This is a genomic window from Burkholderia sp. CCA53, assembly GCF_001685525.1.
Lineage (GTDB): Bacteria > Pseudomonadota > Gammaproteobacteria > Burkholderiales > Burkholderiaceae > Burkholderia > Burkholderia multivorans.
The window spans coordinates 2,153,800-2,177,740 of the sequence record NZ_BDDJ01000001.1 but is presented as its reverse complement, the minus strand read 5'-3'; the positions used below and the strand labels follow the sequence as shown (position 1 = coordinate 2,177,740).

At 68.2% G+C, this 23,941-nt stretch carries 22 protein-coding genes and 1 riboswitch; of the genes, 13 read left to right on the top strand and 9 right to left on the bottom strand.

The annotated features are described in order from the left end of the window. Positions 1-21 precede the first annotated feature (21 nt). Both BCR55_RS10125 and BCR55_RS10120 read right to left on the bottom strand, forming a co-directional pair. Positions 22-849, bottom strand: a complete 828-nt coding sequence (locus BCR55_RS10125) for a ferritin-like domain-containing protein (protein WP_006398364.1) — start codon at positions 847-849, stop codon at positions 22-24. Positions 850-1,139: 290 nt separating this feature from the next. Next, positions 1,140-2,780, bottom strand: a complete 1,641-nt coding sequence (locus BCR55_RS10120) for a gamma-glutamyltransferase family protein (protein ID WP_065494517.1) — start codon at positions 2,778-2,780, stop codon at positions 1,140-1,142. A 202-nt stretch (positions 2,781-2,982) separates the two neighbouring features. On the opposite strand from BCR55_RS10120, the gene BCR55_RS10115 reads away from it, so the two are divergent. Both BCR55_RS10115 and BCR55_RS10110 read left to right on the top strand, forming a co-directional pair. Then, on the top strand, positions 2,983-3,762 hold the full coding sequence (locus BCR55_RS10115) for a DeoR/GlpR family DNA-binding transcription regulator (RefSeq protein WP_006406529.1): 780 nt from the start codon (positions 2,983-2,985) through the stop codon (positions 3,760-3,762). A gap of 301 nt (positions 3,763-4,063) precedes the next feature. Continuing rightward, the gene (locus BCR55_RS10110) at positions 4,064-4,261 is read left to right on the top strand and encodes a phage tail assembly chaperone (RefSeq protein ID WP_006398360.1); all 198 of its coding nucleotides are present in this window, start codon (positions 4,064-4,066) and stop codon (positions 4,259-4,261) included. A gap of 89 nt (positions 4,262-4,350) precedes the next feature. On the opposite strand, the gene BCR55_RS10105 is transcribed toward BCR55_RS10110, so the two are convergent. Further along, positions 4,351-4,707, bottom strand: a complete 357-nt coding sequence (locus BCR55_RS10105) for a hypothetical protein (RefSeq protein WP_006406531.1) — start codon at positions 4,705-4,707, stop codon at positions 4,351-4,353. A 181-nt stretch (positions 4,708-4,888) separates the two neighbouring features. On the opposite strand from BCR55_RS10105, the gene glpD reads away from it, so the two are divergent. The 3 genes from glpD to BCR55_RS10090 all read left to right on the top strand — a co-directional run bounded on the left by glpD (position 4,889) and on the right by BCR55_RS10090 (position 8,811). Next, on the top strand, positions 4,889-6,412 hold the full coding sequence (gene glpD, locus BCR55_RS10100; protein WP_053296860.1) for a glycerol-3-phosphate dehydrogenase: 1,524 nt from the start codon (positions 4,889-4,891) through the stop codon (positions 6,410-6,412). 98 nt (positions 6,413-6,510) lie between these two features. Beyond that, positions 6,511-8,013 (top strand): glycerol kinase GlpK, encoded by a 1,503-nt coding sequence (glpK, locus tag BCR55_RS10095; protein WP_006406533.1) that lies wholly within the window; start codon positions 6,511-6,513, stop codon positions 8,011-8,013. Between the two features lie 81 nt (positions 8,014-8,094). Further along, a complete protein-coding gene (locus BCR55_RS10090) occupies positions 8,095-8,811 on the top strand; it encodes an MIP/aquaporin family protein (RefSeq protein ID WP_006398355.1) in 717 nt (238 codons plus the stop codon). 108 nt (positions 8,812-8,919) lie between these two features. On the opposite strand, the gene BCR55_RS10085 is transcribed toward BCR55_RS10090, so the two are convergent. Genes BCR55_RS10085 through BCR55_RS10075 form a run of 3 tightly spaced genes read right to left on the bottom strand, consistent with a single transcriptional unit; the run spans position 8,920 to position 11,619 of the window. Beyond that, positions 8,920-10,155, bottom strand: coding sequence for an NAD(P)/FAD-dependent oxidoreductase (locus tag BCR55_RS10085; protein WP_065494516.1), 1,236 nt, complete (start codon positions 10,153-10,155; stop codon positions 8,920-8,922). Positions 10,156-10,159: 4 nt separating this feature from the next. Then, positions 10,160-10,468, bottom strand: a complete 309-nt coding sequence (locus BCR55_RS10080) for a non-heme iron oxygenase ferredoxin subunit (protein ID WP_006406535.1) — start codon at positions 10,466-10,468, stop codon at positions 10,160-10,162. A 35-nt stretch (positions 10,469-10,503) separates the two neighbouring features. Continuing rightward, positions 10,504-11,619 (bottom strand): fatty acid desaturase family protein, encoded by a 1,116-nt coding sequence (locus tag BCR55_RS10075; protein ID WP_371493334.1) that lies wholly within the window; start codon positions 11,617-11,619, stop codon positions 10,504-10,506. Between the two features lie 143 nt (positions 11,620-11,762). Here BCR55_RS10075 and BCR55_RS10070 point away from each other — a divergent pair, with 143 nt between their 5' ends. The 5 genes from BCR55_RS10070 to BCR55_RS10050 all read left to right on the top strand — a co-directional run bounded on the left by BCR55_RS10070 (position 11,763) and on the right by BCR55_RS10050 (position 16,704). Beyond that, positions 11,763-12,824 carry a LacI family DNA-binding transcriptional regulator gene (locus tag BCR55_RS10070; RefSeq protein ID WP_065494943.1) on the top strand — a complete coding sequence of 354 codons (1,062 nt, stop codon included), beginning with the start codon at positions 11,763-11,765 and terminating at the stop codon, positions 12,822-12,824. A 162-nt stretch (positions 12,825-12,986) separates the two neighbouring features. After that, on the top strand, positions 12,987-14,063 hold the full coding sequence (locus tag BCR55_RS10065; RefSeq protein ID WP_232356611.1) for a xylose isomerase: 1,077 nt from the start codon (positions 12,987-12,989) through the stop codon (positions 14,061-14,063). Next, positions 14,060-14,887: a TIM barrel protein gene (locus tag BCR55_RS10060; protein WP_065494513.1), complete on the top strand. Its 828-nt coding sequence runs from the start codon at positions 14,060-14,062 to the stop codon at positions 14,885-14,887. Before BCR55_RS10065 ends, BCR55_RS10060 begins: the two co-directional genes overlap by 4 nt. Before the next feature lie 46 nt (positions 14,888-14,933). Then, positions 14,934-15,920, top strand: coding sequence for an inositol 2-dehydrogenase (iolG, locus tag BCR55_RS10055; protein ID WP_035946270.1), 987 nt, complete (start codon positions 14,934-14,936; stop codon positions 15,918-15,920). A 97-nt stretch (positions 15,921-16,017) separates the two neighbouring features. After that, entirely contained in the window at positions 16,018-16,704 is a 687-nt protein-coding gene (locus tag BCR55_RS10050) for an HAD family phosphatase (protein ID WP_006406541.1), read from the top strand. Between the two features lie 99 nt (positions 16,705-16,803). On the opposite strand, the gene ribB is transcribed toward BCR55_RS10050, so the two are convergent. The 3 genes from ribB to BCR55_RS10035 all read right to left on the bottom strand — a co-directional run bounded on the left by ribB (position 16,804) and on the right by BCR55_RS10035 (position 20,050). Further along, positions 16,804-17,514: a 3,4-dihydroxy-2-butanone-4-phosphate synthase gene (ribB, locus tag BCR55_RS10045; RefSeq protein ID WP_006406542.1), complete on the bottom strand. Its 711-nt coding sequence runs from the start codon at positions 17,512-17,514 to the stop codon at positions 16,804-16,806. A 118-nt stretch (positions 17,515-17,632) separates the two neighbouring features. Continuing rightward, a riboswitch (FMN riboswitch) is annotated at positions 17,633-17,781 on the bottom strand. A 162-nt stretch (positions 17,782-17,943) separates the two neighbouring features. Then, complete coding sequence (locus tag BCR55_RS10040) at positions 17,944-18,627, bottom strand: helix-turn-helix domain-containing protein (RefSeq protein ID WP_006412517.1); 684 nt, start codon at positions 18,625-18,627, stop codon at positions 17,944-17,946. 247 nt (positions 18,628-18,874) lie between these two features. Beyond that, positions 18,875-20,050: an MFS transporter gene (locus BCR55_RS10035; RefSeq protein WP_006406543.1), complete on the bottom strand. Its 1,176-nt coding sequence runs from the start codon at positions 20,048-20,050 to the stop codon at positions 18,875-18,877. A gap of 142 nt (positions 20,051-20,192) precedes the next feature. Between BCR55_RS10035 and BCR55_RS10030 the strand changes: the two genes are divergently transcribed. The 3 genes from BCR55_RS10030 (at position 20,193) to BCR55_RS10020 (ending at position 23,836) form a co-directional block, all read left to right on the top strand. Further along, positions 20,193-21,125, top strand: a complete 933-nt coding sequence (locus tag BCR55_RS10030) for a LysR family transcriptional regulator (RefSeq protein ID WP_053296853.1) — start codon at positions 20,193-20,195, stop codon at positions 21,123-21,125. 221 nt (positions 21,126-21,346) lie between these two features. Next, positions 21,347-22,720 (top strand): tRNA (N6-isopentenyl adenosine(37)-C2)-methylthiotransferase MiaB, encoded by a 1,374-nt coding sequence (gene miaB, locus BCR55_RS10025; RefSeq protein ID WP_006406545.1) that lies wholly within the window; start codon positions 21,347-21,349, stop codon positions 22,718-22,720. A 69-nt stretch (positions 22,721-22,789) separates the two neighbouring features. Further along, positions 22,790-23,836, top strand: a complete 1,047-nt coding sequence (locus BCR55_RS10020; protein ID WP_006398340.1) for a PhoH family protein — start codon at positions 22,790-22,792, stop codon at positions 23,834-23,836. Positions 23,837-23,941: the final 105 nt, after the last annotated feature.

Sequence of the window (23,941 nt, the reverse complement as noted above, 5' to 3'; positions counted from 1 at the left end):
GCCGCGGCCCCGCGTTGTCGATCAGCGGAAGAACACGTGCTGCGTGATCTTCGTGAGCGGATAGTGCACGCCGGGCTGGATCTTCGCGGGCAGATCGAGCGGCTTGAGCAGCATCTTCACGCACATGTCGGCCGACAGATTGCGGCGCACGAGCGAGTTGATGCGTGCGACGCGCGCACGGCTGTATTCGCTGTCGCCGACGCGATCGGGATACCGCACCGCGAACACGTGCCGCAGCGCGATCTCGGAATCCTCGTTCTTGATTTCCATCACGCGACGCATCAGCGCGCCAAGCACCGCGAGGCGGCCGTTGCCTTCGAGCTGGTTGTACTTCTTGAAAAATTTGAAGAAGTGCTTGTAGTGGCGCACTTCGTCGGTACGGATGTTGTCGGTGATTTCCTTCAGCACCGGCTCATCCGAGCACTCGTTGATCGCGCGATACAGCGTGGCCGTGCCCGTCTCGACGACGCAGCGCGCGACCATCTCGAGCGCGCGCGTCTTCTCGAATGCTTCGACCGAGCACGTCTTCGAATACTCGTCGAAGAAGTTGGCGAACGCCGTATCCCAGTCGAACTCGGGCCACACGTGCGCGATGTAGGCCTTCAGCGCGCGGCCGTGCTGCAATTCTTCGTGCTCCCATGCATTGTTGAGCCACGCGGACACTTCGGGATCGTCGTTGAAGAACTCGCTCAGATTGCTCGTGTACAGATCGGAGCCGCTCTCGATGAACGACGCTGCGCACAGCAGCAGCAGCAAGTCCTCGTTCGCGGCCGCGCGCTGACGATCGATCCGGTTGAGGTCGATGTCTTCGATTCGCCACGGCATGACATGCGTCGTTTCAGTGTGCATGGTGGTGCGCTCCCAGACGTCACACCGGGCGGCCCTCCGTGCCTTCGGCACGGCGACCGACCGCGGGCGGCGTTTTGCTTGCGTTTATAGTAGGCTGGTCCGGCCGAACCATCATCACGGCATCTTAGCCGGACTTTGAAGTTCGTGCTTCAGAGCACTGACCATACCCGCCTGACGCAGTTCCGCGGCATCCATTGCCGAATGTTAGACGCGTCATTCGAATCGCGCGCACCGAGCGAAACGGGCGGCCGTTCGGCCGCCCGCGCATCGCGACAGCGGAAAGGAATCCGTCAGAAACCGGCGGCGAGACCGTCGCGGCGGCTGTCGCTCGCGGCGACGTAGCCGCGATCGGGATCGTCCGGATCGAGCCGCCACACGAACTGGCCCGAGCCGAAATCCATGTAAGGATCGTCGATCGACTTGATCGTATGGCCGCGCGCGGCCAGCGCCTCGACCGTCGCGCGATCCATCGTCGCCTCGACGTCGAGCGTGAAGTCGCGATTGACCTTCCATCGCGGCGCGCAGCACGCGGCCTGCGGCTGCTGCCCGTAGCCGAGCATCCGGACGATCGTCTGCAGATGGCCCTGCGGCTGCATGTCGCCGCCCATCACGCCGAAGCTCATCACGGCCTCCGTGCGCCCGCCGGCCTCCTCGGTCACGAACGCCGGGATGATCGTGTGGAACGGCCGCTTGCCGCCGGCCACCACGTTCGGCGACGCCGGGTCCATCGAGAAGCCGTGCCCGCGGTTCTGCAGCGCGATGCCCGCGCCGGGCACGACGAGGCCCGAGCCGAAGCCCATGTAGTTCGACTGGATGAAGCTGACCATCATCCCGCGTTCGTCCGCGGCCGACAGATAGATCGTGCCGCCCGAATGCGGGCGGCCGGCCTCGAAGTGCGTCGCGCGCGTGCGGTCGATTTGCTTCGCGCGCGCCGCCAGATAGGCGTCGTCGAGCATCTGCCCGGGTGTGACTTCCATCGCGCGCGGATCGGCAACGTAGCGGTAGACGTCCGCGAACGCGAGCTTCATCGCCTCGATCTGCAGATGCTGCGAATCGGCCGAGTCGACGGGCCAGTCCGTCACGCCCGCGTGCTCGGCGATCCCGAGCGCGATCAGCGCGGCGATGCCCTGTCCGTTCGGCGGAATTTCGTGAATCGTATGGCGACCGAAGCGTTTGCCGATCGGTTCGACCCATTCGGGACGATAGGCGCGCAAGTCTTCCGCGCTCAGCGCGCCGCCGCCTTCGCGCGCGAACGCGACGAGCTGCTCGGCGAGCGCCCCTTCGTAGAAGGCGCGCGCGCCTTCGTTCGCGAGCGTGCGCAGCGTCTTCGCATGGCCGGGCAGGCACATGCGCTCGCCGACGAGCGGCGCGCGGCCGCGCGGCATGAAGGTCTCCGCGAAGCCGGGCAGGCCCTGCAGCTCGGGCACGGCGGCCGCCCACTTGTGCGCGACGATCGGCGACACCGAATAGCCGCGCTGCGCGATGTCGATCGCCGGCTCGAGCAGGTCGGCGAACGGCAGCGAGCCGAACTTCGCGTGCAGCGCTTCCCAGCCCGCGATCACGCCGGGCACCGTGACGGTGTCCCAGCCGCGCGTCGGCTTGCGCGCGATGCCGTGCGCGTCCTCGCCGTGGCGCCGACGAAAATAGTCGACGCTCCACGCGGCCGGCGCGACGCCCGACGCATTCAGGCCGTGGAGCTTGCCGCCATCCCAGACGAGCGCGAACGCATCGCCGCCGAGCCCGCACGATACGGGCTCGACGACCGTGATCGCGGCGGCCGCCGCGAGCGCCGCGTCGACCGCGTTGCCGCCCTTCCACAGCATCCGCAGCCCGGCCTGCGCGGCGAGCGGATGCGACGTCGATACGACGTTGCGCGCGAACACCGGGATACGGGGCGTCGGATACGGGTTGTGCCAGTTGAAATCAGTCATCGGTCTACCTCGTCGAAAACGAATGGAATGCGTCCCCGCGCGCGGGGAATCCGCCATTGCATCGCGATCGGCGTAATCGCACAAATTCATTTGTGAAATGAATCCATGTGTGATTCGCATGAATCGGGTGTGCCCGCGTGCCGGCGGCGCGACGGACACCCTTACAATATCCGCTTCGTTTTCACGCCCCCGACCGTCGAACATGAGCAGAGATCCCCGCCTCACCCTGAACGCGCGCCAGCAGGAATTGCTCGAATGGGTGCAGCGCGACGGCTTCGTGACCGTCGACGATCTCGCCGCGCATTTCGCCGTCACGCCGCAGACGATCCGCCGCGACGTGAACTGGCTCGCCGACCTGAACCTGCTGCGCCGCTATCACGGCGGCGCGAGCCTGCCGACCAGCTCCGAGAACGTGTCGTACACCGCGCGGCAGCGGATGTTCCACGACGAGAAGCGGCGCATCGCGGCGCTCGCGGCGTCGCACATCCCCGATCAGGCGTCGCTCTTCATCAACCTCGGCACGACCACCGAGGAAGTCGCGCGCGCGCTGAATCGCCATCACGGGCTGCGCGTGATCACGAACAACCTGAACGTCGCGTCGATGATGAGCGGCTACCCCGACTGCGAGGTGCTGATCACCGGCGGCATCGTGCGGCCGTGGGACAAGGGCATCGTCGGCGAACTCGCGATCGACTTCATCCGGCAGTTCAAGGTCGACTACGCGATCGTCGGCACGTCCGCAATCGAGGCCGACGGCACGCTGCGCGACTTCGATACGCGCGAGGTGCGCGTCGCGGAGGCGATCATCGAGCATGCGCGTACGGTCTACCTCGTCGCCGATCATTCGAAGATCGGCCGGCCGGCGCTCGTGCGCCAGGGCCATCTGAGCCAGGTCCACGCGCTGTTCACCGACAAGCCGCTGCCGGCCGACATGGCCGATACGATCGCCGCGGCCGGCACGCAGGTGTACGTCGCCGAATGATCGGCGCGATGCTGCGCCGCACCGACAACTTCAAGTGAAATCAAGAAGTTGGCCGCGCGGCCGAACCGCTTGTGGATGGCCTGCCTGTCAAACGGAAAATTAACGGGGCACGATTTGTCGTTGCCTGCGCACTCGACTAGACTCCAGTTCCCCGGCCCGTTTGCCGCTCTGCCTGTGCCAGGGCGAGCGCGAACCGCATGGCCGGCGAATGCAGCTTTTCCCCCCAAGCCATCCCCCGCGGGGTACGTGCGCCGGCATCGATGCCGGCCGCGCGGGCAGACCGGTTGCCATGGAGAGAACGATGCTGAGTCCGCATGAATTCGCCACGCTATTGCTTGTGAAAGACGCACCCGACCAGACCAGCATGGATCGGGAAGAACTCGACGCGCTGCTCGAACAACAGCTCGTCCGCCTCGAAGGGCTCGGATCGGGGCGAAAATACTGCGTGACCGAAACCGGTGACGCCACGCTGCGGTCGATCAAGTACCGCTATTCGTAAGTCCCGCCGTTTGTGACCTGCCCGCGGCCGGCCTCCCGGCCGCGCCGCGTTTTCAGGCCCACCGCTCCCGTTGTTTCGCTCCGCTCGCTTCAACCGCCGCGCAACGTCGGATCGACCGCCGCGCGCCAGCTGACGGCCTGCGCCCGCGCGCCGTTCAGATACGCGACCCAGCCGGCGCGGCCCGGCGCGTCCGGCGCCGCGTAATGCGCGGAAAGTTCGTTTACGAACGCGCAGTAGTTCGCCTGGGACAGCCCGCGATAGCGCTTCGCGACGTACGCGTCGTACATCGCCGAATAGACCGGCTGCGCGTCCGCGCCCCAGTCGCGCGCGGTGCCGCCGCACGCCGTCTGTAGATCGACGAACGACGGCGCCCGCCAGTTGCCGGCGAGCGGCGGCGTGCCTGCGCTGCAGGCCGCCAGCACCACGGCGCACGCGCCGATCCCCATCCCAATACGCATGATTCACCTCGCGAAACGGTCGATCCCGCCAGTATCGTCCGGGAACGCGCGGCGCGCCACCCGCCCCTCTTTTTCGAACTTTACTTTTTCGATTTCGTTCGTTAAATTTCGAATTCGAACATTTCGTGTTCGATCCATGACCTCGACTCTCGAACGATAAGGACAGCAGGTGAATCAACCGAATCGCTACGATCTGCTCGTCGTCGGCGGCGGCATCAACGGCGCGGGCATCGCGCGCGATGCGGCCGGCCGCGGCCTGTCGGTTTTGCTCTGCGAGCAGGACGATCTCGCATCGCACACGTCGTCGGCCAGCACGAAGCTGATTCACGGCGGTCTGCGCTATCTCGAGTACAAGGAATTCGGGCTCGTGCGCAAGGCGCTGCAGGAGCGCGAGACGCTGCTGCGCGCGGCGCCGCACATCATGTGGCCGCTGCGCTTCGTGATGCCGCACATGCCGAACCTGCGTCCGGCCTGGTTGATCCGCATCGGCCTGTTCCTCTACGATCACCTCGCGAAACGCGAGCTGCTGCCCGGCTCGCGCGGCATCGACATGCGCCGCCATGCGGCCGGCGCGCCGCTCGTCGATTCGATCCGGCGCGGCTTCGTCTATTCGGACGGCTGGGTCGACGATGCGCGCCTCGTCGTGCTGAACGCGCTCGACGCGAAAGAGCGCGGCGCCGAGATCCTCACGCGCACGAAGCTCGTGTCGGCCGAGCGCCGCAGCGACGAATGGGAAGCGCGGCTGCAGCAGCCGGACGGCGCGATCCGCGTCGTGCGTGCGCGTGCGATCGCGAACGCGGCCGGCCCGTGGGTCGGCGACGTGCTGCACGGTGCGCTCGGGCGCGGCGCGCATCATAGCGTGCGGCTCGTGAAAGGCAGCCACATCGTCACGCGCCGGCTGTTCGATCACGATCACGCCTACATCTTCCAGAACCCCGACAAGCGGATCATCTTCGCGATCCCGTACGAGCGCGACTTCACGCTGATCGGCACGACCGACGTCGAATACACGAGCGATCCGGCGCGCGTCGCGATCGATCGCGACGAGACGCAGTATCTGTGCGATTCGATCAACCGCTACTTCAAGCGCAAGATCTCGCCGGCCGACGTGCACTGGACCTATTCCGGCGTGCGGCCGCTGCTCGAAGACGAAAACGCCGCGAACGCGTCGGCCGTCACGCGCGACTACCGGCTCGAGATGGACGACGGCGAAGGCGCACCGCTGCTGTCGGTGTTCGGCGGCAAGATCACGACGTTCCGCAAGCTCGCCGAAGAAGCCGGCGACATGCTGTGCCGCGCGCTCGGCCGCGACGCACCGGCATGGACCGCCGGCGCCCCGCTGCCGGGCGGCGACATCGCGAACGCCAAATTCGATGCGTTCGCCGACGCATTCGCGAAGCGCCATCGCTGGCTGCCCGCACCGCTCGCGCGCCGGTATGCGCGCGCGTACGGCACGCGTGCCGCGCGCGTCGTCGGCAATGCGCAGTCGCTGGCCGATCTCGGCGCCGAGATCGTGCCCGGCCTGTTCGAGGCGGAGCTGCGCTACCTGCGCGATACCGAATGGGCGACCTGCGCGCAGGACGTGCTGTGGCGCCGCTCGAAGCTCGGGCTGCACGTCGCGCCGGGCACGCTCGACGCGGCGAGCGCCGCGCTCGATGCGTGGTTCGCGGCCGCGCACGCGCCGCACGCGTGATCGATCGCCCGAGCAGTTTGCTTGACCGACGTTGATTCACCGACGCGCCGCGGCATACGGCGCGCATCACAACTAATCCACGGATGGAGATGAGAGACATGCAGGACCAGTACATCCTCGCGCTCGACCAGGGCACGACGAGCTCCCGCGCGATGCTGTTCGATCGGCAGGGCAATATCGTGTCGATCGCGCAGAAAGAGTTCGAACAAATCTACCCGCAGCCCGGCTGGGTCGAGCACGACCCGCAGGAAATCTGGTCGACGCAGGCGGGCGTCGCCGCCGAAGCCGTCACGCGCACCGGCCTGAACGGCACGTCGATCGCCGCGATCGGCATCACGAACCAGCGCGAGACGACGATCGTCTGGGATCGCGAAACGGGCCAGCCCGTCTACAACGCGATCGTCTGGCAGGACCGCCGCACCGCCGACTTCTGCGATTCGCTGAAAAAGCAGGGGCTCGAAGCGAAGGTGCGCGCGAAAACGGGCCTGCCGATCGACTCGTACTTCTCCGCGACGAAGATCCGCTGGATCCTCGACAACGTGCCCGGCGCGCGCGACAAGGCGCGTCAGGGCAAGCTCGCGTTCGGCACGGTGGACAGCTGGCTCGTGTGGAACTTCACGAAGCACGAGCTGCACGTGACCGACGTGACGAACGCGTCGCGCACGATGCTGTTCAACATCCATACGCGCCAGTGGGACGACGAGTTGCTCGAACTGCTCGACATCCCGCGCAGCATGCTGCCGGAGGTGAAGGCGTCCTCGGAGATCTACGGCCATACGAAAACCACCGTGTTCGCGTCGAAGATTCCGCTCGCGGGCATCGCGGGCGACCAGCACGCGGCGCTGTTCGGCCAGATGTGCACGACGTCCGGGATGGTGAAGAACACGTACGGCACCGGCTGCTTCCTGATGATGAATACCGGCGACAAGCCGATCGAGTCGAAGAACAACCTCGTGACGACGATCGCCTGGCAGATCGGCGACGACGTGCAGTACGCGCTCGAAGGCAGCATCTTCATCGCGGGCGCGGTCGTGCAGTGGCTGCGCGACGGCCTCGGCATCATCAAGACGGCCGCCGAGATCGAAGCGCTCGCCGCGAGCGTGCCGCACAGCGACGGCGTCTATCTGGTGCCCGCGTTCGCCGGCCTCGGCGCGCCGCACTGGAACGCGCGCGCACGCGGCTCGCTGTTCGGCGTCACGCGCGGCACGCGCGACGCGCATCTCGCGCGCGCGGCGCTCGATGCGATCGCGTATCAATCGCTCGACGTGCTGGCCGCGATGGAAGCCGATTCGGGCATCAGCATCGGCGAGCTGCGCGTCGACGGCGGCGCGAGCGCGAACAACCTGCTGATGCAGTTCCAGGCCGACCTGCTCGGCGTCGATGCGGTGCGTCCGCAGATCACCGAAACGACGGCGCTCGGCGCCGCGTATCTCGCGGGCCTCGCGATCGGCTACTGGAAGAATCTCGACGAAGTGCGCAGCCAGTGGCAGCTCGATCGCCGCTTCGCACCGTCGATGCCCAAGCAGCAGGTCGAGCGCTGCATGGCCGGCTGGCAGCGCGCGGTGCGTGCGGCAAAGGCCTGGGCCGACGACGCACAGTAAGCGCCGCGTCGCGAACGACACAACAACAACGCCGGCGGACCGCGCACTGCGCGAGTCCGCCGCGATCTACGAGAGACAAACATGTCACCCTATATCGCAGAATTCATCGGCACGGCGATCCTCGTGCTGCTCGGCAATGGCGCGGTCGCGAACGTCCTGCTCGCGAAGACCAAAGGCAAAGGCGCCGATCTGATCGTGATCGTGATGGGATGGGCGATGGCCGTATTCGTCGCCGTCTACGTGACCGCATCGTTCAGCGGCGCGCATCTGAACCCGATCGTCACGATCAGTCTCGCGCTCGCCGGCAAGTTCCCGTGGGCGAAAGTCGGCGGCTACGTGCTCGCGCAGATGCTCGGCGGGATGGCCGGCGCGCTGCTCGTCTGGCTCGCGTATCGCCAGCACTTCGCGAAGGAAGCCGATGCGGACCTGAAGCTCGCGGTGTTCTGCACCGCGCCCGCGATCCGCAGCGTCACGCATAACGTGCTGACCGAAGCGATCTGTACCTTCGTGCTGATCCTCGGCGTGCTCTATCTCGCGTCGCCGCAGGTCGGACTCGGTGCACTCGACGCGCTGCCGGTCGGCCTGCTCGTGCTCGGCATCGGCATCTCGCTCGGCGGCCCGACCGGCTATGCGATGAGCCCCGCGCGTGACCTGTCGCCGCGCATCATGCACGCGCTGCTGCCGATCCCCGGCAAGCGCGACAGCGACTGGCGCTATGCATGGGTGCCGGTGATCGGCCCGCTGCTCGGCGGCGCCGCGGCCGCCGCACTGTATCTTCATCTGCACACGACGGTCTGAGCGACGTCGTACGTGCGTCGAAGCGCGCGGCACACTCGGGGCCGCGCGCTTCGGCCACGCACCCTCCTTCGCTGCGCCCGGCGCCGCACGCGCCGCGGCTCCTTCATCTCAGCGCAGCAGCGATTTCAGCTTCACGCCGGTGTCCGCGACGTCGGCCGGCGTCACGTCCACCGCGCGCTCGACGAGCATCCTCGCGACCCGCATCTCCTTCACCCACGCGGACGCGCAGCCGAATCCGCTCGCCGCGACGAGCCGCGCCTGCGCATCGAAATGGAAGCGGATTTCCGCGTCGTCGTCGAGCACGCGCGCGACGGTCCGCTCGCCGAGCGCGGGCTCGCCGACGACCTGCAGTTGCGCGTCGTACTGATCGGACCAGAACCAGCGCACGTCGCGATACGGTTCGCCGGCGCCCAGCATGTTGCGCGCGGCGACGCGCGCCTGCGTCTCGGCGCCGTGCCACGTCTCCTGCCGCACGCGACGTGCCGACCGGCCGCCAGGAAACACCGCGACGTCGCCGGCCGCGTAAATGCCGCGCGCCGACGTCTCGAGCCTTTCGTCGACGACGATCCCGCGATCGACCGCGAGCCCCGCGTCGCGGGCGAGTTCGTCCGCCGGCTCGATGCCGATCCCGACGACGACCGTATCGGCGATCAGCATGTCGCCGTCGTCGAGCATGACCGCGAGCGCGCCGCCCACCGTGCGCTCGATTGCGACCGGCGCGCGATTGAGCCGGATCGCGACGCCGTGCCGAACGTGCAGCGCATGCACGCGCGCCGCGATCGTGTCCGGCACCGCGCGGCCGAGCACGCGCGACGCCGCGTCGAGCACGGTCACGCGACAGCCGCGCTGGCGCGCCGACGCCGCGACTTCGAGCCCGATGAATCCGCCGCCGATCAGCACGATGCGCGCATCGCGCACGAGCCGCGCGCCGAGCGCCGCGGCGTCGTCGAGCGTGCGCAAGGCGAGCACGCCGTCAAGATCGGCACCGGGAATCGCGAGGCGCCGCGCGCGCGCGCCGGTCGCCAGCAGCAGCGCGTCGTACGCGAACGCGCGGCCGTCCGACACGCGTATTTCGCGCGCCGCCGGATCGATCCGCTCGACGGTTGCGACGATCGGCTCGATCGCGTCCGCACGCCAGGCGTCGCGATCGCGCAGCGCGCATTGCGCGGCACTGCGCTCGCCGGTCAGCACGCCTTTCGACAGCGGCGGCCGTTCGTAGGGCAGATGCGGTTCCGCACCGATCAGCACGATGCGCCCGCGCCAGCCGTGTTCGCGCAGCACCTGCGCCGCACGGCCGCCCGCGTGGCCCGCGCCGACGATCGCCATCACGCGGTCGTTCGTCATGCCGTCATACCTCGATCAGCACACGGCCGTCCTCGATCCGCGCGCGATACGTGCGCAAGCGCTCGCATGCGGGTGCCGACAATGCGCGGCCGTCGCGCACGTCGAAGCGGCCGTTGTGCTTCGGACATTCGATCACGTGGTCGATCACGAGGCCGTCCGCGAGATGCACGCGTTCGTGCGTGCACATCCCGTCGCTCGCGTACACGTGTCCGTCGATCCGGTAGATCGCGTACGTGCGGCCGTCATGGTCGAAGCGCACGACGTCCTCGTCGTCGATGTCGTCGAAGCCGACGGCGTCGATCCATTGCGTCATGATGCGTGTCTCCTTCGTTGGCAGTTGAATGAACGTCATGCGCGCGCCGCATCGGGCACCGGCCGCACGACGTGATGGGACGGCTCGCGCGTCTGCCGGATCAGCGCCGGCACGATCTCCGCGTAGGCCGCGAGCGTGCTCGGATACGGCGGCGGCATGTCGGCCTTCACGGCGTCGTGCAGCTTCGGCAGCGCGTGGAACGGCACCATCGGAAACATGTGATGTTCGACGTGGTAGTTCATGTTCCAGTACAGAAAGCGGAACACCGGATTCATCATCACGGTCCGGCAGTTGCGCCGATGATCGAGCACGTTCTCGGGCATGCCCGCGTGCTGCGTGAGCCCGAAGTAGAGGTACAGCCACGCGCCGTACAGGCTCGGCAAGCCGACATACAGCAGCGGCAGGATCGCTCGCGCATACAGCGCCGCGCCGATCGCGAGCGCATGGATCGCGAGGTGGATGCGCGCCTCGCGCACGACCTTCGGCCATTCCGATTCGGGCACGTAGGTCTGCTCCTCGGCGTCGAGCCGGCCCGTGAACGCGACCGCGATCATCTTGCGCAGCTCGCTCGCGACATGCTTGAGCGCGATCACGTTCAGCGCGAGCGCGAGCCAGTCGGTCGGCTTCGGTGCGGCGATTTCCGGGTCGCGGCCGACGACGAGCGTGTCCGTGTGATGGCGTGCATGGCTCCAGCGCCACACGGTTGCGCGGCGAAATACCTGGAACGACGCGACCTGATAGAGCACGTCGTTCATCCAGCGCGTGCGAAATGCGGTGCCATGCCCGCACTCGTGCCAGCGCGAATCGGCCGGGCTGCAGTAGAGCGTGCCGTACAGGAAGAACGCCGGAATCGCCCACGCCGAATGCGCGCGCCACGCGAACCATGCGAGCACGCCGCTCGCGACGATCGACGCGTACCAGGTCAGCGTGTCGCGTATCGCGCGTGCATCGCTGCGCTGCATCAGCTGCTTCATCAGCGGCCGCGGCACCGCGCACCGGTACCACTCGGCATTGACCAGCCCGGCGGCACGCGCGCGCTCGCCCGCGCCGCCGATCATGCGGTATGCGTGACGGCGTGCCGCCGCGGGGCGCCGGTGCAGGTCGTCGTCGGTATGGGTCACGCGTGTCTCCCGATTCTCGTTCGCCGGCATGCGCACCTTGCGCACCGGCATGGAAGCGAAATTAGGCGACCGCCCTGCCCCGCTCAATCGAAACGTTGACGAAATTTCGCCATCGCTTTAGCGTTGGCGCACAACGCCACGCGATGCTGGCGACGACAACGATGGAGACGACCATGGCCGACCCTTCCGGTCCGCGCTGGCGCAAGCGCACCGCGCGCTTCGACGAGATCGCCGCGCTCGCGGGCGTCAGCACGACGACCGTCGACCGCGTGCTGAACGAGCGCGGCAGCGTGTCGGCCCGCGCGCGCGAACGCGTGGTGGCGGCCGCGCGCCAGCTCGGCGTGCCGCGCCAGCTGCCCGACACACGGCACGGGCTCGTCCACGTCGACGTGCTATTGCCCGACACCGACGCGCCGTTCTTCCACCGGCTGCAGCAGGCGCTGCAGCGCTCGCTGCAGATGCTCGACCGGCGCGTCGTCGTGCATCGAACCATCGTCGCCGCCGCCGACGACGCGCGTGCCGCCGCGCTGATCGAACGTCCCGCATACCGGCGCGCGGCGCTGATCGTCACCGCGCACGACACGCCGCGCGTGCGCGACGCGCTGACCGCCGCGATCGCGCGCGGCGAGCACGTCGTGACGATGGTGACGGACATCGGCGGCATTGCTCGCGTCCACTATGCGGGCATCGACAACTACCGCGCCGGACGCACGGCCGGCTACTACATCGGCCGGCTCGCCGCGCGGCCCGGGCGCGTGCTGCTGCTCGGCGGCCGCATGGCTTACCGCGCGCACGCGCAGCGCATGGCCGGCTGCATGGATCAGCTCGGCGAAGCGTTCGGCGCGTTGCGCTGCGACGCGCCGATCGAAACGCTCGACGAGGACGACCGCTGCTACCGCGCGGTCACGAACGCATTGCGCGCGGGCGACGAGGTCGCCGCAATCTACAACAGCGGTGCCGGGTCGGCCGGCATCGAAGCCGCGCTGCGCAACGCGGGCGCGGCCGGCCGCGTCGTCTGGATCGGGCACGAGATGCTCGATCAGCACCGCGCGTATATCGAGGCCGGTTCGATGGACATCGCGATCGACCAGGACCCGGACGGTCAAGCGATCGCCGCGCTGCAGCACGTGCTGCACGCGTGCGGCATCGTCGAGCAGCGGCCGCCCGCCGACCCCGTCGAATTCCGCGTGTTCTGCGCCGCGAACGTGCGCACGAGCGCGTATCTGCCGGCCTGACGCGGCCGCGCGGCGCGCGTGATGCAGGGCGCGAAAAAATCGACGGCCGCGTTGGCGATTTTTCGTCAACGTTCGTCATGCAATGCGCGCCGCGCGGCCGTACAGTTGGCAGCCATCCAGTTCAACACGGTTCGACACCGGCTCAACGACGGACGGCAGACGATGGCTGACACGATCCTCATCGGCGTGAATCTCGACGGCGTGCTCGAGCACGACGGCTTGCCGCCGCCGACGCCGGCCGAGCGGTTCCGGATGATCGCCGACGCGCGCGCGTTCGACTACGTCGAGAAGAACCCGGTGAGCGGCGAAGATCTGACGCCGTACTTCGCGCTCGTCGAGCGCCATGCGCTGCCGATTCGCGTGATCGGCGGCATCTGGCGCGCGGGCCGCGACGATGCGCACGTGGCCAAAATCGTCGATGCGGGCGCGCGCTTCGGCAGCACGGTGCTCAACTGCCAGCTGCATGCTCATCACGCCGACGGCCATCCGCTGTCGGACCGCGAAGTCGCCGACTTCTACCTGCGCACGTACGAACGCGGCGAGCGCGTCGGCTGCCTGCCGTGCCTCGAAGTGCACGTCGACATGTGGAGCGAACGCTTCATGCGGATCGCACGCGTCGCGCGGCACGTCGAGCAGGCCGGCGTGCCGTTCCGGCTCACGCTCGACCATTCGCACCTGCTGTTCAAGATCGGCAATCGCGCGGAACTCGACGCATCGGGATTGCACGGCACGGCCGAGCGCATGCGCGAGAGGCTGGACCCCGCGTCGCCGTCGGCCGTCTACACCGAATGGATCGCGCGCGGCTGGGTCCGGCATGCGCATGCGCGCAGCGTGATCCCGAACAATCCGGACAACCGCTCGATGCGCCGTGCGGACGGCCGGCCGGGACGCGGCATCCAGTATCCGTTCGTCGCACCCGCGCCCGGCACCTATCACGATGCCTGGCATGCGGGTGCGCTCGACACGTGGAAGGCCGCGCTACGCGCGCTGCTGCAGTCGCAGGTGCACGCACGGCCTGTGCAAGTCGAGCAGATCAGCTGCGAATTCATTCCGTTTCCCGACTACGGCGGCGGCGCGCGCTACTCGATCTTCGACAACAACGTCGCGTGCGCGCAGTGGCTGCGCGACACATGGCACGCACTCGCCGCGACGCCGGCCGATACGCACGGCGATACGCCCGCGCACGACGTCACCCGTTTCGCTCACGCTTCCGTTCGACACCAGAGGACCGCACGATGACGCAAGCCTTCCATTTCTCGCTGAACCGGATCTGCGCGCCGCACATCCCGTTCGATCGCTATGTCGCGCTGTGCCGGCAGCTCGGCATCGACGCGATCGAGATCCGCAACGATCTCGACGGCGCGGAGCTCGCCGACGGCACGCCGGCCGCCGCGATCCGTGCGACGGCCGAAGCCGCCGGCGTGACGATCCTGACGATCAATGCGCTGCAGCGCTTCGACCAGTGGAACGCAGCGCGCGCGGACGAAGCGACGCTGCTTGCCGACTACGCCGCGCAATGCGGCGCACGCGCACTGGTGCTGTGTCCGACCAACAGCCGCGACGATGCGCGCGATGCCGAGACGCGACATGCCGATCTCGTGAACGCGCTGCGCGCATTGAAGCCGATCCTCGAAGCGCGCGGGCTGCTCGGCTTCATCGAGCCGCTCGGCTTCGAAGAATGCGCGCTGCGCCGCAAGTCGGACGCGGTCAAGGCGATCTACGCGGCGGCCGGCGAACCGGTGTTCCGTCTCGTGCACGACACGTTCCATCATCACCTCGCCGGCGAAGCGATCTTCTTCCCGAATCTGACGGGACTCGTTCATCTGTCGGGCGTCGAGGACGACGACCTGCCGGTCGAGCGGATGCGCGACGGCCATCGTGTGCTCGTCGGCCGCGCGGACCGGCTCGGCAACGTGCGGCAAGTGCGCGAGCTGCTTGCGCGCGGCTATCGCGGCGCGCTGTCGTTCGAGCCGTTCGCCACCGAGATCGCGCAGGCGCACGACATCGCCGCGCGGCTGCGTGCGAGCATCGACTACGTGCAGGGCGAACTCGAGCGCCGCTGAGCATGCGCACATGCGCGCAACCGACAAGACAAGACAAGAGAACACGATGATCGAATTCGCACTGTTCGGCGCCGGCCGAATCGGCAAGATCCACGCCGCAAACCTCGCGCGCCATCCCGGCGCGACGCTGAAGTACGTGGTCGACCGGCACGCACCGTCGGCCGACGCACTCGCACGCGCGCACGGCGCGCAGGCCGCCGACGTCGAACGCGCGCTCGGCGACGCATCGGTCGGCGCGGTCGTCATCGCGTCGAGCACCGACACGCATGCGGACCTGATCGTCGCGGCCGCGAACGCCGGCAAGGCGGTGTTCTGCGAGAAGCCGGTCGACCTCGGCGTCGAACGAGCGCGCGAATGCGCGCAACGCGTTCGGCAAAGCGGCATCACGTGCATGATCGGCTTCCAGCGCCGCTTCGATCCGACCTTCGCCGCGCTGAAGGCGCGCGTCGAGCGCGGCGAGATCGGCGATCCGGAAATGCTGATCGTCACGAGCCGCGATCCGGGCGCGCCGCCGGCCGACTACATCCGCAGCTCGGGCGGCATCTTCAAGGACATGCTGATCCACGACTTCGATGTGTTCCGCTGGATGCTCGGCGACGAAGCGCAGACGTTGCATGCGACCGGCAGCTGCCTGACCGATCCTGCGGTGCGCGATGCGGGCGACATCGATTCGACGGCCGTGACGATCCGCACGCGACGCGGGCTGCTGTGTCAGATCAACACGTCGCGTCGCGCCGCGTACGGCTACGACCAGCGCTTCGAACTGCTCGGCAGCCGCGGGATGCTGCAGGCCGGCAACGTGCGGCCGACCGAAGTGAGCGTGTGGTCCGCGCAGGGCATCGCGACGGACGTACCCGAGCCGTTCTTCCTCGAACGCTATCGGCATGCCTACGCGGCTGAGCTCGCGCATTTCGTCGACGCGCTGCGCGACGGCACACAGGTTCGGACGACGATCGACGACGGGCTTGCGGCGCTCGAGCTCGCCGAAGCCGCGACGACGTCGTGGCGCACGGGGCGCGCGATCGACCTGTGATGTGTGCAGTGCGGGGAAGCGCTCACGGCGCGTCGGCGAAAGCACGTATCATGTGCGGGACGATCGGCGCCGCCGACTCCCCCGCTTCTTCACCATCATGCTCGATCACCTCATCTGCGACTGCGACGGCGTGCTCGTCGACAGCGAAGTCATTGCCGACCGCGTGCTGCTCGACACGCTGTCCGCCACGTTTCCCCACCTCGATTTCGAAGCCGCCGCGAAAACCGCGTTCGGCCAGCAGACGTCGCGCTTCCTCGCCGGGCTCGAAGCGCGCTTCGCGATCCGGATGCCGGAGAACTTCCTCGAAACGATCGAGCACAACATCGAAGTCGCGCTCGCGCAATCGCTCGCGCCGATCGCGGGCGTCCGCGATGCGTTGCTGAAGGTCACGCTGCCGGCCGCGGTCGTGTCGAACAGCCGGCTCGCGCGCGTGCGCAATTCACTGAAGCGCGCGTCGCTCACCGAGATCTTCGGCGATCGCGTGTTCAGCTCCGAACAGGTCGCGCGGCCGAAACCGTACCCCGACGTGTATCTGTACGCGGCGCAGACGCTCGGCGTCGCGCCGGAGCGCTGCATCGTCGTCGAGGACAGCGTGTCGGGACTGAATGCCGCACGTGCGGCCGGGATGAAGACGATCGCGTTCGTCGGCGCGAGCCACATCCCCGACAATTACGCGGACGTGCTGCGCGGCATGGGCATGACGCGGATCATGCGCGACATGCGCGAGTTGCCGGCGCTCGTCGAGGCCGGGATGCGCGGCGAATTCGGCGACGTGCAGTCCTGATCGGGCGCGCGCCGGCCGGCACAGACGCCGGCGTTGGTCGGCCGCCGTCGGCGCAGGCTGTTTCGATGGGCGCGCGCCGACGCGCGTGCCGTTCCCGCCTCAGGCCGGTTCGCAGCAGCGTTCGCGTGCCGCTGCGAGCGCCGACCGGAATTCGACGAGTTCCGCGATGGTCAGCATCGGCAATCCATGCTGCTTGGCGAAGCGCTCGACGTCGTCGCCGCGCGTCATCGTGCCGTCCGGATTCATCAGCTCGCAGAGCACGCCGGCCGGCTTCAGCCCCGCGAGAATCGCGAGGTCGACGGTCCCTTCGGTATGGCCGCGGCGCGCGAGCACGCCGCCCGGTTGCGCGCGCAACGGAAAGACGTGGCCGGGCCGCACGATGTCGTGCGGCTTGGCGTCGTCGGCGATCGCGGCGCGGATCGTCGTCACACGATCGGCGGCCGACACGCCCGTATGCACGCCTTCGCGCGCCTCGATCGATACGGTAAAGGCCGTGCCGTTGCGGCTCTCGTTGGTCTGCACCATCGGCGGCAGCTCGAGCGCGCGCACCTTCTCGTCGGTCAGGCAAAGGCAGACGATCCCGCTGCATTCGCGGATCAACAGCGCCATCGTTTCGGGCGTGATGCGCTCGGCCGCGACGATCAGATCGGCCTCGTTCTCGCGGTCGTGGTCGTCCTGCAGCACGACGGCGCGGCCTGCGCGCAACGCGTCGAGCGCGGCGGCGATGCGCGGCGGCACCGGTTCGGCATCCAGCAACGGGAGATCGGCAAAGGCGTCGGCCGGTGCCGACGAAAGGGACATCAAGGACATGTGAAACGCTCCTCGCAAATACGATTTGGGCGAAAAACGTTTCAGGGCATTGCAAACAGACAGAACGACAACCCGCTTCGCATGCGACGCGAAGCGGCCCTGACGGACGTGACTATCTGCACATCTTCTCTCATCCGGACTGTGACCGTCGGCTCTGGCATTCGACCAGATCTGCTGACCCCGCGCGGTTGCACGGGCGCTCGCGGGCTCGTCGGCTGACGCCGACCTACCGCCGGTGGGGAATTTCGCCCCGCCCTGAAGACGCACTGATTGCCGGCTGCGGCCCGCGCTCGAACGAGGCGGGCGGCGGCCGGCGGGGCCAAGCATACAACAGCCGCGCGCACCGCGCAGCGAATCGCGGACAAAACCCTACCGACGACGTCTAACCGCGCCGCCCGATCGATCGAGCCTCGTTCCGCGCAACGACACTCAAACGGCAGCGTGTGCGGCGTCCGGCACGAGCCAGCGCGGCGGCACCTCCGGGCTCACCGTCACGCGGAAGGCGCGCGCATCGCTGTCGCCCGGATTGCGCAGGCTGTACGGCTGATCGGCGTCGAACACGATCGCGTCGCCGGTCGCGAGCAGCTGGCGCCGGTCGTGCACGACGACTTCGAGCGTCCCCTCGCTGACGACGAGGTTCACGATCGTGCCGGGCGCGCGACGCACGCCGGGCTCGGTATGCAGCGGCGCGATCCGCAGTTCGTGGAATTCGGCCGCGACGGGCTCGCCTTCCGGATAGAGCGCGCGCGCCGAAAAGCGTCCGTTCGAGCTGACCACGCGCGACGCGCGCTCGGCGGGCAAGTGCTCGAAGCCGTTCACGGCGTGACGGCGCAAGAATGCGGCGACCGACACTTTCAGCGCGGCCGCCACTTTGCACAGCACCTTGATCGACGGCACGCTGCGCGCCGACTCGATCTGCGCGAGCATCGCGCGCGACACGCCGGACAGCCGCGCGAGCGCGTCGAGCGACAGTTGCCGCTCGGCGCGCAGCCGCGCGAGATTCACGCCGACGATCCGCTCGAGCGCGTCGAACGAAGCGGACGTCTGCGCGTCGGCCGCCGCGCCGGACTCGAAGGAAGACACATCGCGCACGAGCGCCAGGGGTGAAGACATAACGTTGCCTCCGGGCCGCGGCGCGGCCCTGCGAAAGGGTAAGCCGGAATCGACATGGCGCCCGTCAGGACGCGTATCGACACGCTATCACCGCGCTTCGCACGGCCAAACGAAGTTATCTTCACACCGTTATCAGCATCGCGGAGGAATGCGTTTCGGCGGCGTCGGTTTGCCTGCGAAACGGGCGCGGGCCGAGCGGGCCGCACCTTGCCGGCCGCACCTCGCCGGCCGCACCTCGCCGGCCGCCCTATTGCGCCGTTGCCGCGCAGTCGCGTGCCGGCCCGCGCGCGTCGAGCCGCATCGCGAGCCACGTGACGACGAGCGCCGAGAACGTCACGGCGACAGCGACCCACGGCAGCGCATCGAGCGCGAGCCCGTGATCGAGCGCCAGTCCGCCGAGCCACGCGCCGCCCGCATTGCCGACGTTGAACGCGCCGATGTTCAGCGTCGACGCGAGATGCGGCGCGCTCGCGGCCTTCTCGACGACGCGCGCCTGCAGCGGCGGCACCGTCGCGAACGCGGCGATTCCCCACACGAATACGGTGACGGCGGCCGCGACGGGCAGATGGCTCGTCTTCGCGAACACCGCCATCACGGCCATCAGCGCGACGAGGATCGCGATCAGCGACGGCATCAGCGCGCGATCGGCGAGCCGGCCGCCGAGCGTGTTGCCGACCGTGAGCCCCGCACCGAACAGCACGAGGATCAGCGCGACTGCGCGCGGCGAATAGCCGGACACGCTCTCGAGGATCGGCGCGATATACGTGAACACGACGAACACGCCGCCGAAGCCGAGCACCGTCATCAGCAGCGCGAGCCACACCTGCGGCTCCTTCAGCACGCGCACTTCGTGGCCGAGCCCGACGGGCCCGCTGTCGTGCCGGTTCGGCACGAGCGCCGCGATGCCGGCCAGCGACAGCACGCCGAGCGCGGCGACGATCCAGAACGACGCGCGCCAGCCGAGCAGCTGCCCGACGAACGTACCGAACGGCACGCCGAGCACGTTCGACAGCGTGAGGCCCGTGAACATGAGCGCGATCGCGCTGGCCCGCTTGTCGGCCGGCACGAGCGACGCGGCGACCACGGCGCCGATCCCGAAGAACGAGCCGTGCGCAAACGACGTGACGACGCGCGCGACCATCAGCATCGTGTAGCCGGACGCGGTTGCGCACAGCACGTTGCCGACGATGAAGATCGCCATCAGCAGTTGCAGCGCGGCCTTGCGCGGCATGCGGCTCGTCAGCACGGCCAGCAGCGGCGCGCCGACCGCGACGCCGAGCGCGTAGCCCGTCACGAGCAGGCCCGCCGACGGCAGCGACACGGCCAGATCGTGCGCGACTTCGGGCAGCAGACCCATGATGATGAATTCGGTGGTGCCGATGGCAAAGGCGCTGATCGCGAGCGCCAGCAACGGAATGGGCATGAGGGTTCTCCGGTAAGGGGCGGACGCGGCACCGGGGCCGATGCCGCATCGCACAAGTTCGTGCGCGCATTGTCCCGAACGCGCCGATATTTGATAATTGGCGCGGCGTTTGAACCATTTTCAAAAGATTCTGGAAAATCGCATGGATCGACTCGGCGACATCCGGCTGTTCGTGGAAGCGGCCGAACTCGGCAGCCTGTCGGCCGCCGGACGCAAGCTGAACCTGACGCCGGCGGCGGCCAGCGCGCGGCTCGCGAAGCTCGAGGCGAAAGTCGCGACGCGGCTGTTCGAGCGTTCGACGCGGCAGCTGCGGCTCACCGACGAAGGGCGGCTGTACCTCAACTGCTGCCGGCAGGCGCTGCAGGCGCTCGACGACGCCGACGCGATGCTGCAGGAAGGCCGCAACGTCGTCGGCGGCAAGGTGCGGCTGTCGTCGACATCCGATTTCGGCCGCAACCAGCTGCTCGACTGGCTCGACGAATTCACCGCGCGGCATCCCGACGTCACGTTCTCGCTGACGGCGTCCGATTCGTCGTCGAATCTCTGGCAGGACGAGATCGACCTCGCGATCCGCTTCGCGGCGCCGCCCGACGGCGCGCTGGTCGCGCGGCGGCTCGCCGCAAACCGGCGCGTGCTGTGCGCGGCGCCGTCGTTCGTCGAACGCTACGGAACGCCGGCCGACCCGAACGATCTAGCCCGATTTCCGTGCAACGTGATCACGATCGCATCCGGGCCGATGAACACCTGGCGCTTCACGCGCGGCGACGAGGTGCAGACCTACACGGTGCCGATGTCGAACGCGTTCGAGACCAACGACGGCGGCCTCACGCGCGAATGGACGCTGCGCGGGCACGGCATTGCGCTGAAGTCGCTGTGGGACATCGCCGACGACGTGCGCGCGGGCCGCTTGCGCGTGCTGCTGCCGGAGTGGCGCCACCAGGACGCGCCGCTGCACGCGATCTATCACAGCAAGCGCTACATGGCGCCGCGCGTGCGCGTGCTGCTCGATTTTCTCGCCGAGCGCTTCGCGCGCGAGGAAGCGGCGCTCGAGGATCTGCTGAACGCATGCCGGTGACGGCCCGCGTTCAGCGCACGAAGGGTCGGAACGCCAATGCGGGTGTCGCAGGGCCACCACCGGGCGGCCGCGTCGGCCCGCGCGAAAAGCTATAATGGAAGGCTTTCCCGACGGCTTTTCCTGCGCCACGCGCGACCTGCGCAACCGGGCGCCGCGACGCGCTGCCGTCCCGATTCACCTTTGACACGCCCCCAGGTCAACCACTGCGAACGGCGAACCCCATGACGAAGAAAGTTTACGTAAAGACCTTCGGCTGCCAGATGAACGAGTACGACTCGGACAAGATGGTGGACGTACTGAATGCGGCCGAAGGCCTCGAGAAGACCGACTCCCCGGAAGACGCGGACATCATCCTGTTCAACACCTGCTCGGTGCGCGAAAAGGCGCAGGAAAAGGTGTTCTCCGATCTCGGCCGCGTGCGCGAGCTGAAGGAAGCGAAGCCCGATCTGCTGATCGGCGTCGGCGGCTGCGTCGCGAGCCAGGAAGGCGCGTCGATCGTGTCGCGCGCGCCGTACGTCGACCTCGTGTTCGGCCCGCAAACGCTGCACCGCCTGCCGCAGATGATCGACGCACGCCGCACGAGCGGCCGCGCGCAGGTCGACATCACGTTCCCCGAAATCGAGAAGTTCGATCACCTGCCGCCCGCGCGCGTCGAAGGGCCGACCGCGTTCGTGTCGATCATGGAAGGCTGCTCGAAGTACTGCAGCTACTGCGTCGTGCCGTACACGCGCGGCGACGAAGTCTCGCGCCCGCTCGACGACGTGCTGACCGAAGTCGCGGGCCTCGCCGATCAGGGCGTGCGCGAAGTCACGCTGCTCGGCCAGAATGTGAACGCGTATCGTGGCGCGCTGACGGCCGGCTCGTCGGAGGTCGCCGATTTCGCGACGCTGATCGAATACGTCGCCGACATTCCGGGCATCGAACGGATCCGCTATACAACCTCGCATCCGAAGGAATTCACGCAGCGGCTGATCGACACGTACGCGAAGGTGCCGAAGCTCGTGAACCATCTGCACCTGCCGGTGCAGCACGGTTCGGACCGTATCCTGATGGCGATGAAGCGCGGCTACACGGTGCTCGAATACAAGTCGGTGATCCGCAAGCTGCGCGCGATCCGTCCCGACCTGTCGCTGTCGACCGACCTGATCGTCGGCTTCCCCGGCGAAACGGAAGAGGATTTCGACAAGATGATGGCACTCGTGCACGACATGCGCTACGACACGAGCTTCTCGTTCATCTACAGCCCGCGCCCCGGCACGCCGGCCGCGAACCTGCACGACGACACGCCGCGCGACGTGAAGCTCAAGCGGCTGCAGCTCGTGCAGGCGACGATCGAGGAAAACGTCGCGCGCATCAGCCAGTCGATGGTCGGCAAGGTCGAGCGTATCCTCGTTGAAGGGCCGTCGCGCAAGGATCCGAACGAACTCGCGGGCCGCACCGAGAACAACCGGGTCGTGAACTTCCCGGCGCCGCTCGCCGCGCATCCGCGCCTGATCGGCCAGATGATCGACGTGAAGATCAACCACGCGTATCCGCACTCGCTGCGCGGCGAACTCGTGCTCGTCAGCGACGACGCGAGCGCAGCCACGCACTAGGCCCGGTGCGCGGAAACGCATGCGTTTCCGCGCCGCCGGCCGCCAGCCCAACAGGAGCCCGACGCCACTTTGAAGCCCGCTCAAGCACTGGAATTCACCGCGCCGCGCGACGACAACGCGCGCCTCGCGAATCTCTGCGGCCCGCTCGACGAAAACCTGCGGCAGATCGAACAGGCGCTCGATGTCACGCTCGCGCGACGCGGGCACCGGATCGCGATCCGCGGGCGCGGCGCCAAGCTCGCACTCGCCGCGCTCGAAAACTTCTACAACCGCGCGCGCGATCCGCTGTCGGTCGACGACATCCAGCTCGCGCTCGTCGAAGTGCGCCACACGAGCGGCAACGGCCGCCAGGATACGCTCGACGTGCGCTTTCGCGGCGACCCCGATCATCCGTTCGACGAGCCGACCGTCCAGCTCGACGACGACGAGGCGCTCGAGGAGCCGGCGCCGAAGCTCTACACGCGGCGCGCCGATCTGCGCGGCCGCACGCCGGCGCAGCGCGAGTATCTGAAGCAGATCCTGTCGCACGACGTGACGTTCGGCATCGGGCCGGCCGGTACCGGCAAGACCTATCTCGCGGTCGCATGCGCGGTCGACGCGCTCGAGCGCGATCAGGTCAAGCGCATCGTGCTGACGCGTCCGGCCGTCGAGGCCGGCGAGCGGCTCGGCTTCCTGCCGGGCGATCTCGCGCAGAAGGTCGATCCGTATCTGCGCCCGCTGTACGACGCGCTGTACGACCTGCTCGGCTTCGACAAGACCGCGAAGATGTTCGAGCGCCAGATGATCGAGATCGCGCCGCTCGCGTACATGCGCGGCCGCACGCTGAACCATGCGTTCATCATCCTCGACGAAGCGCAGAACACGACGCCCGAGCAGATGAAGATGTTCCTCACGCGGATCGGCTTCGGCTCGAAGGCCGTCGTGACCGGCGACACGAGCCAGGTCGATCTGCCGCGCGGCCACAAGAGCGGCCTCGTCGAGGCGCAGCAGGTGCTCGGCGGTGTGCGCGGCATCGCGCTCACGCGCTTCACGAGCGCGGACGTCGTGCGTCACCCGCTCGTCGCGCGCATCGTCGAGGCGTACGACGATTTCCACGCGCAGCACAAGGACGCCTGACGGGACGCGGGAACACGCCGAACGCGCGAAGCGCGACCGGACCCGGCCCGCTGGTGCGCGCCGGGTCTTTTTTCGTCCGCGCACGGGCAGCCGGAATTCGGGCGC

What these genes read in the sequence shown, in the direction of transcription:
- BCR55_RS10125 (WP_006398364.1), bottom strand. Translation starts at nt 849, where the DNA reads ATGCACACTGAAACGACGCATGTCATGCCGTGGCGAATCGAAGACATC.
- BCR55_RS10120 (WP_065494517.1), bottom strand. Translation starts at nt 2,780, where the DNA reads ATGACTGATTTCAACTGGCACAACCCGTATCCGACGCCCCGTATCCCG.
- BCR55_RS10115 (WP_006406529.1), top strand. Translation starts at nt 2,983, where the DNA reads ATGAGCAGAGATCCCCGCCTCACCCTGAACGCGCGCCAGCAGGAATTG.
- BCR55_RS10110 (WP_006398360.1), top strand. Translation starts at nt 4,064, where the DNA reads ATGCTGAGTCCGCATGAATTCGCCACGCTATTGCTTGTGAAAGACGCA.
- BCR55_RS10105 (WP_006406531.1), bottom strand. Translation starts at nt 4,707, where the DNA reads ATGGGGATCGGCGCGTGCGCCGTGGTGCTGGCGGCCTGCAGCGCAGGC.
- glpK (WP_006406533.1), top strand. Translation starts at nt 6,511, where the DNA reads ATGCAGGACCAGTACATCCTCGCGCTCGACCAGGGCACGACGAGCTCC.
- BCR55_RS10090 (WP_006398355.1), top strand. Translation starts at nt 8,095, where the DNA reads ATGTCACCCTATATCGCAGAATTCATCGGCACGGCGATCCTCGTGCTG.
- BCR55_RS10085 (WP_065494516.1), bottom strand. Translation starts at nt 10,155, where the DNA reads ATGACGAACGACCGCGTGATGGCGATCGTCGGCGCGGGCCACGCGGGC.
- BCR55_RS10080 (WP_006406535.1), bottom strand. Translation starts at nt 10,468, where the DNA reads ATGACGCAATGGATCGACGCCGTCGGCTTCGACGACATCGACGACGAG.
- BCR55_RS10075 (WP_371493334.1), bottom strand. Translation starts at nt 11,619, where the DNA reads ATGCCGGCGAACGAGAATCGGGAGACACGCGTGACCCATACCGACGAC.
- BCR55_RS10070 (WP_065494943.1), top strand. Translation starts at nt 11,763, where the DNA reads ATGGCCGACCCTTCCGGTCCGCGCTGGCGCAAGCGCACCGCGCGCTTC.
- BCR55_RS10065 (WP_232356611.1), top strand. Translation starts at nt 12,987, where the DNA reads ATGGCTGACACGATCCTCATCGGCGTGAATCTCGACGGCGTGCTCGAG.
- BCR55_RS10060 (WP_065494513.1), top strand. Translation starts at nt 14,060, where the DNA reads ATGACGCAAGCCTTCCATTTCTCGCTGAACCGGATCTGCGCGCCGCAC.
- iolG (WP_035946270.1), top strand. Translation starts at nt 14,934, where the DNA reads ATGATCGAATTCGCACTGTTCGGCGCCGGCCGAATCGGCAAGATCCAC.
- BCR55_RS10050 (WP_006406541.1), top strand. Translation starts at nt 16,018, where the DNA reads ATGCTCGATCACCTCATCTGCGACTGCGACGGCGTGCTCGTCGACAGC.
- ribB (WP_006406542.1), bottom strand. Translation starts at nt 17,514, where the DNA reads ATGTCCTTGATGTCCCTTTCGTCGGCACCGGCCGACGCCTTTGCCGAT.
- BCR55_RS10040 (WP_006412517.1), bottom strand. Translation starts at nt 18,627, where the DNA reads ATGTCTTCACCCCTGGCGCTCGTGCGCGATGTGTCTTCCTTCGAGTCC.
- BCR55_RS10035 (WP_006406543.1), bottom strand. Translation starts at nt 20,050, where the DNA reads ATGCCCATTCCGTTGCTGGCGCTCGCGATCAGCGCCTTTGCCATCGGC.
- BCR55_RS10030 (WP_053296853.1), top strand. Translation starts at nt 20,193, where the DNA reads ATGGATCGACTCGGCGACATCCGGCTGTTCGTGGAAGCGGCCGAACTC.
- miaB (WP_006406545.1), top strand. Translation starts at nt 21,347, where the DNA reads ATGACGAAGAAAGTTTACGTAAAGACCTTCGGCTGCCAGATGAACGAG.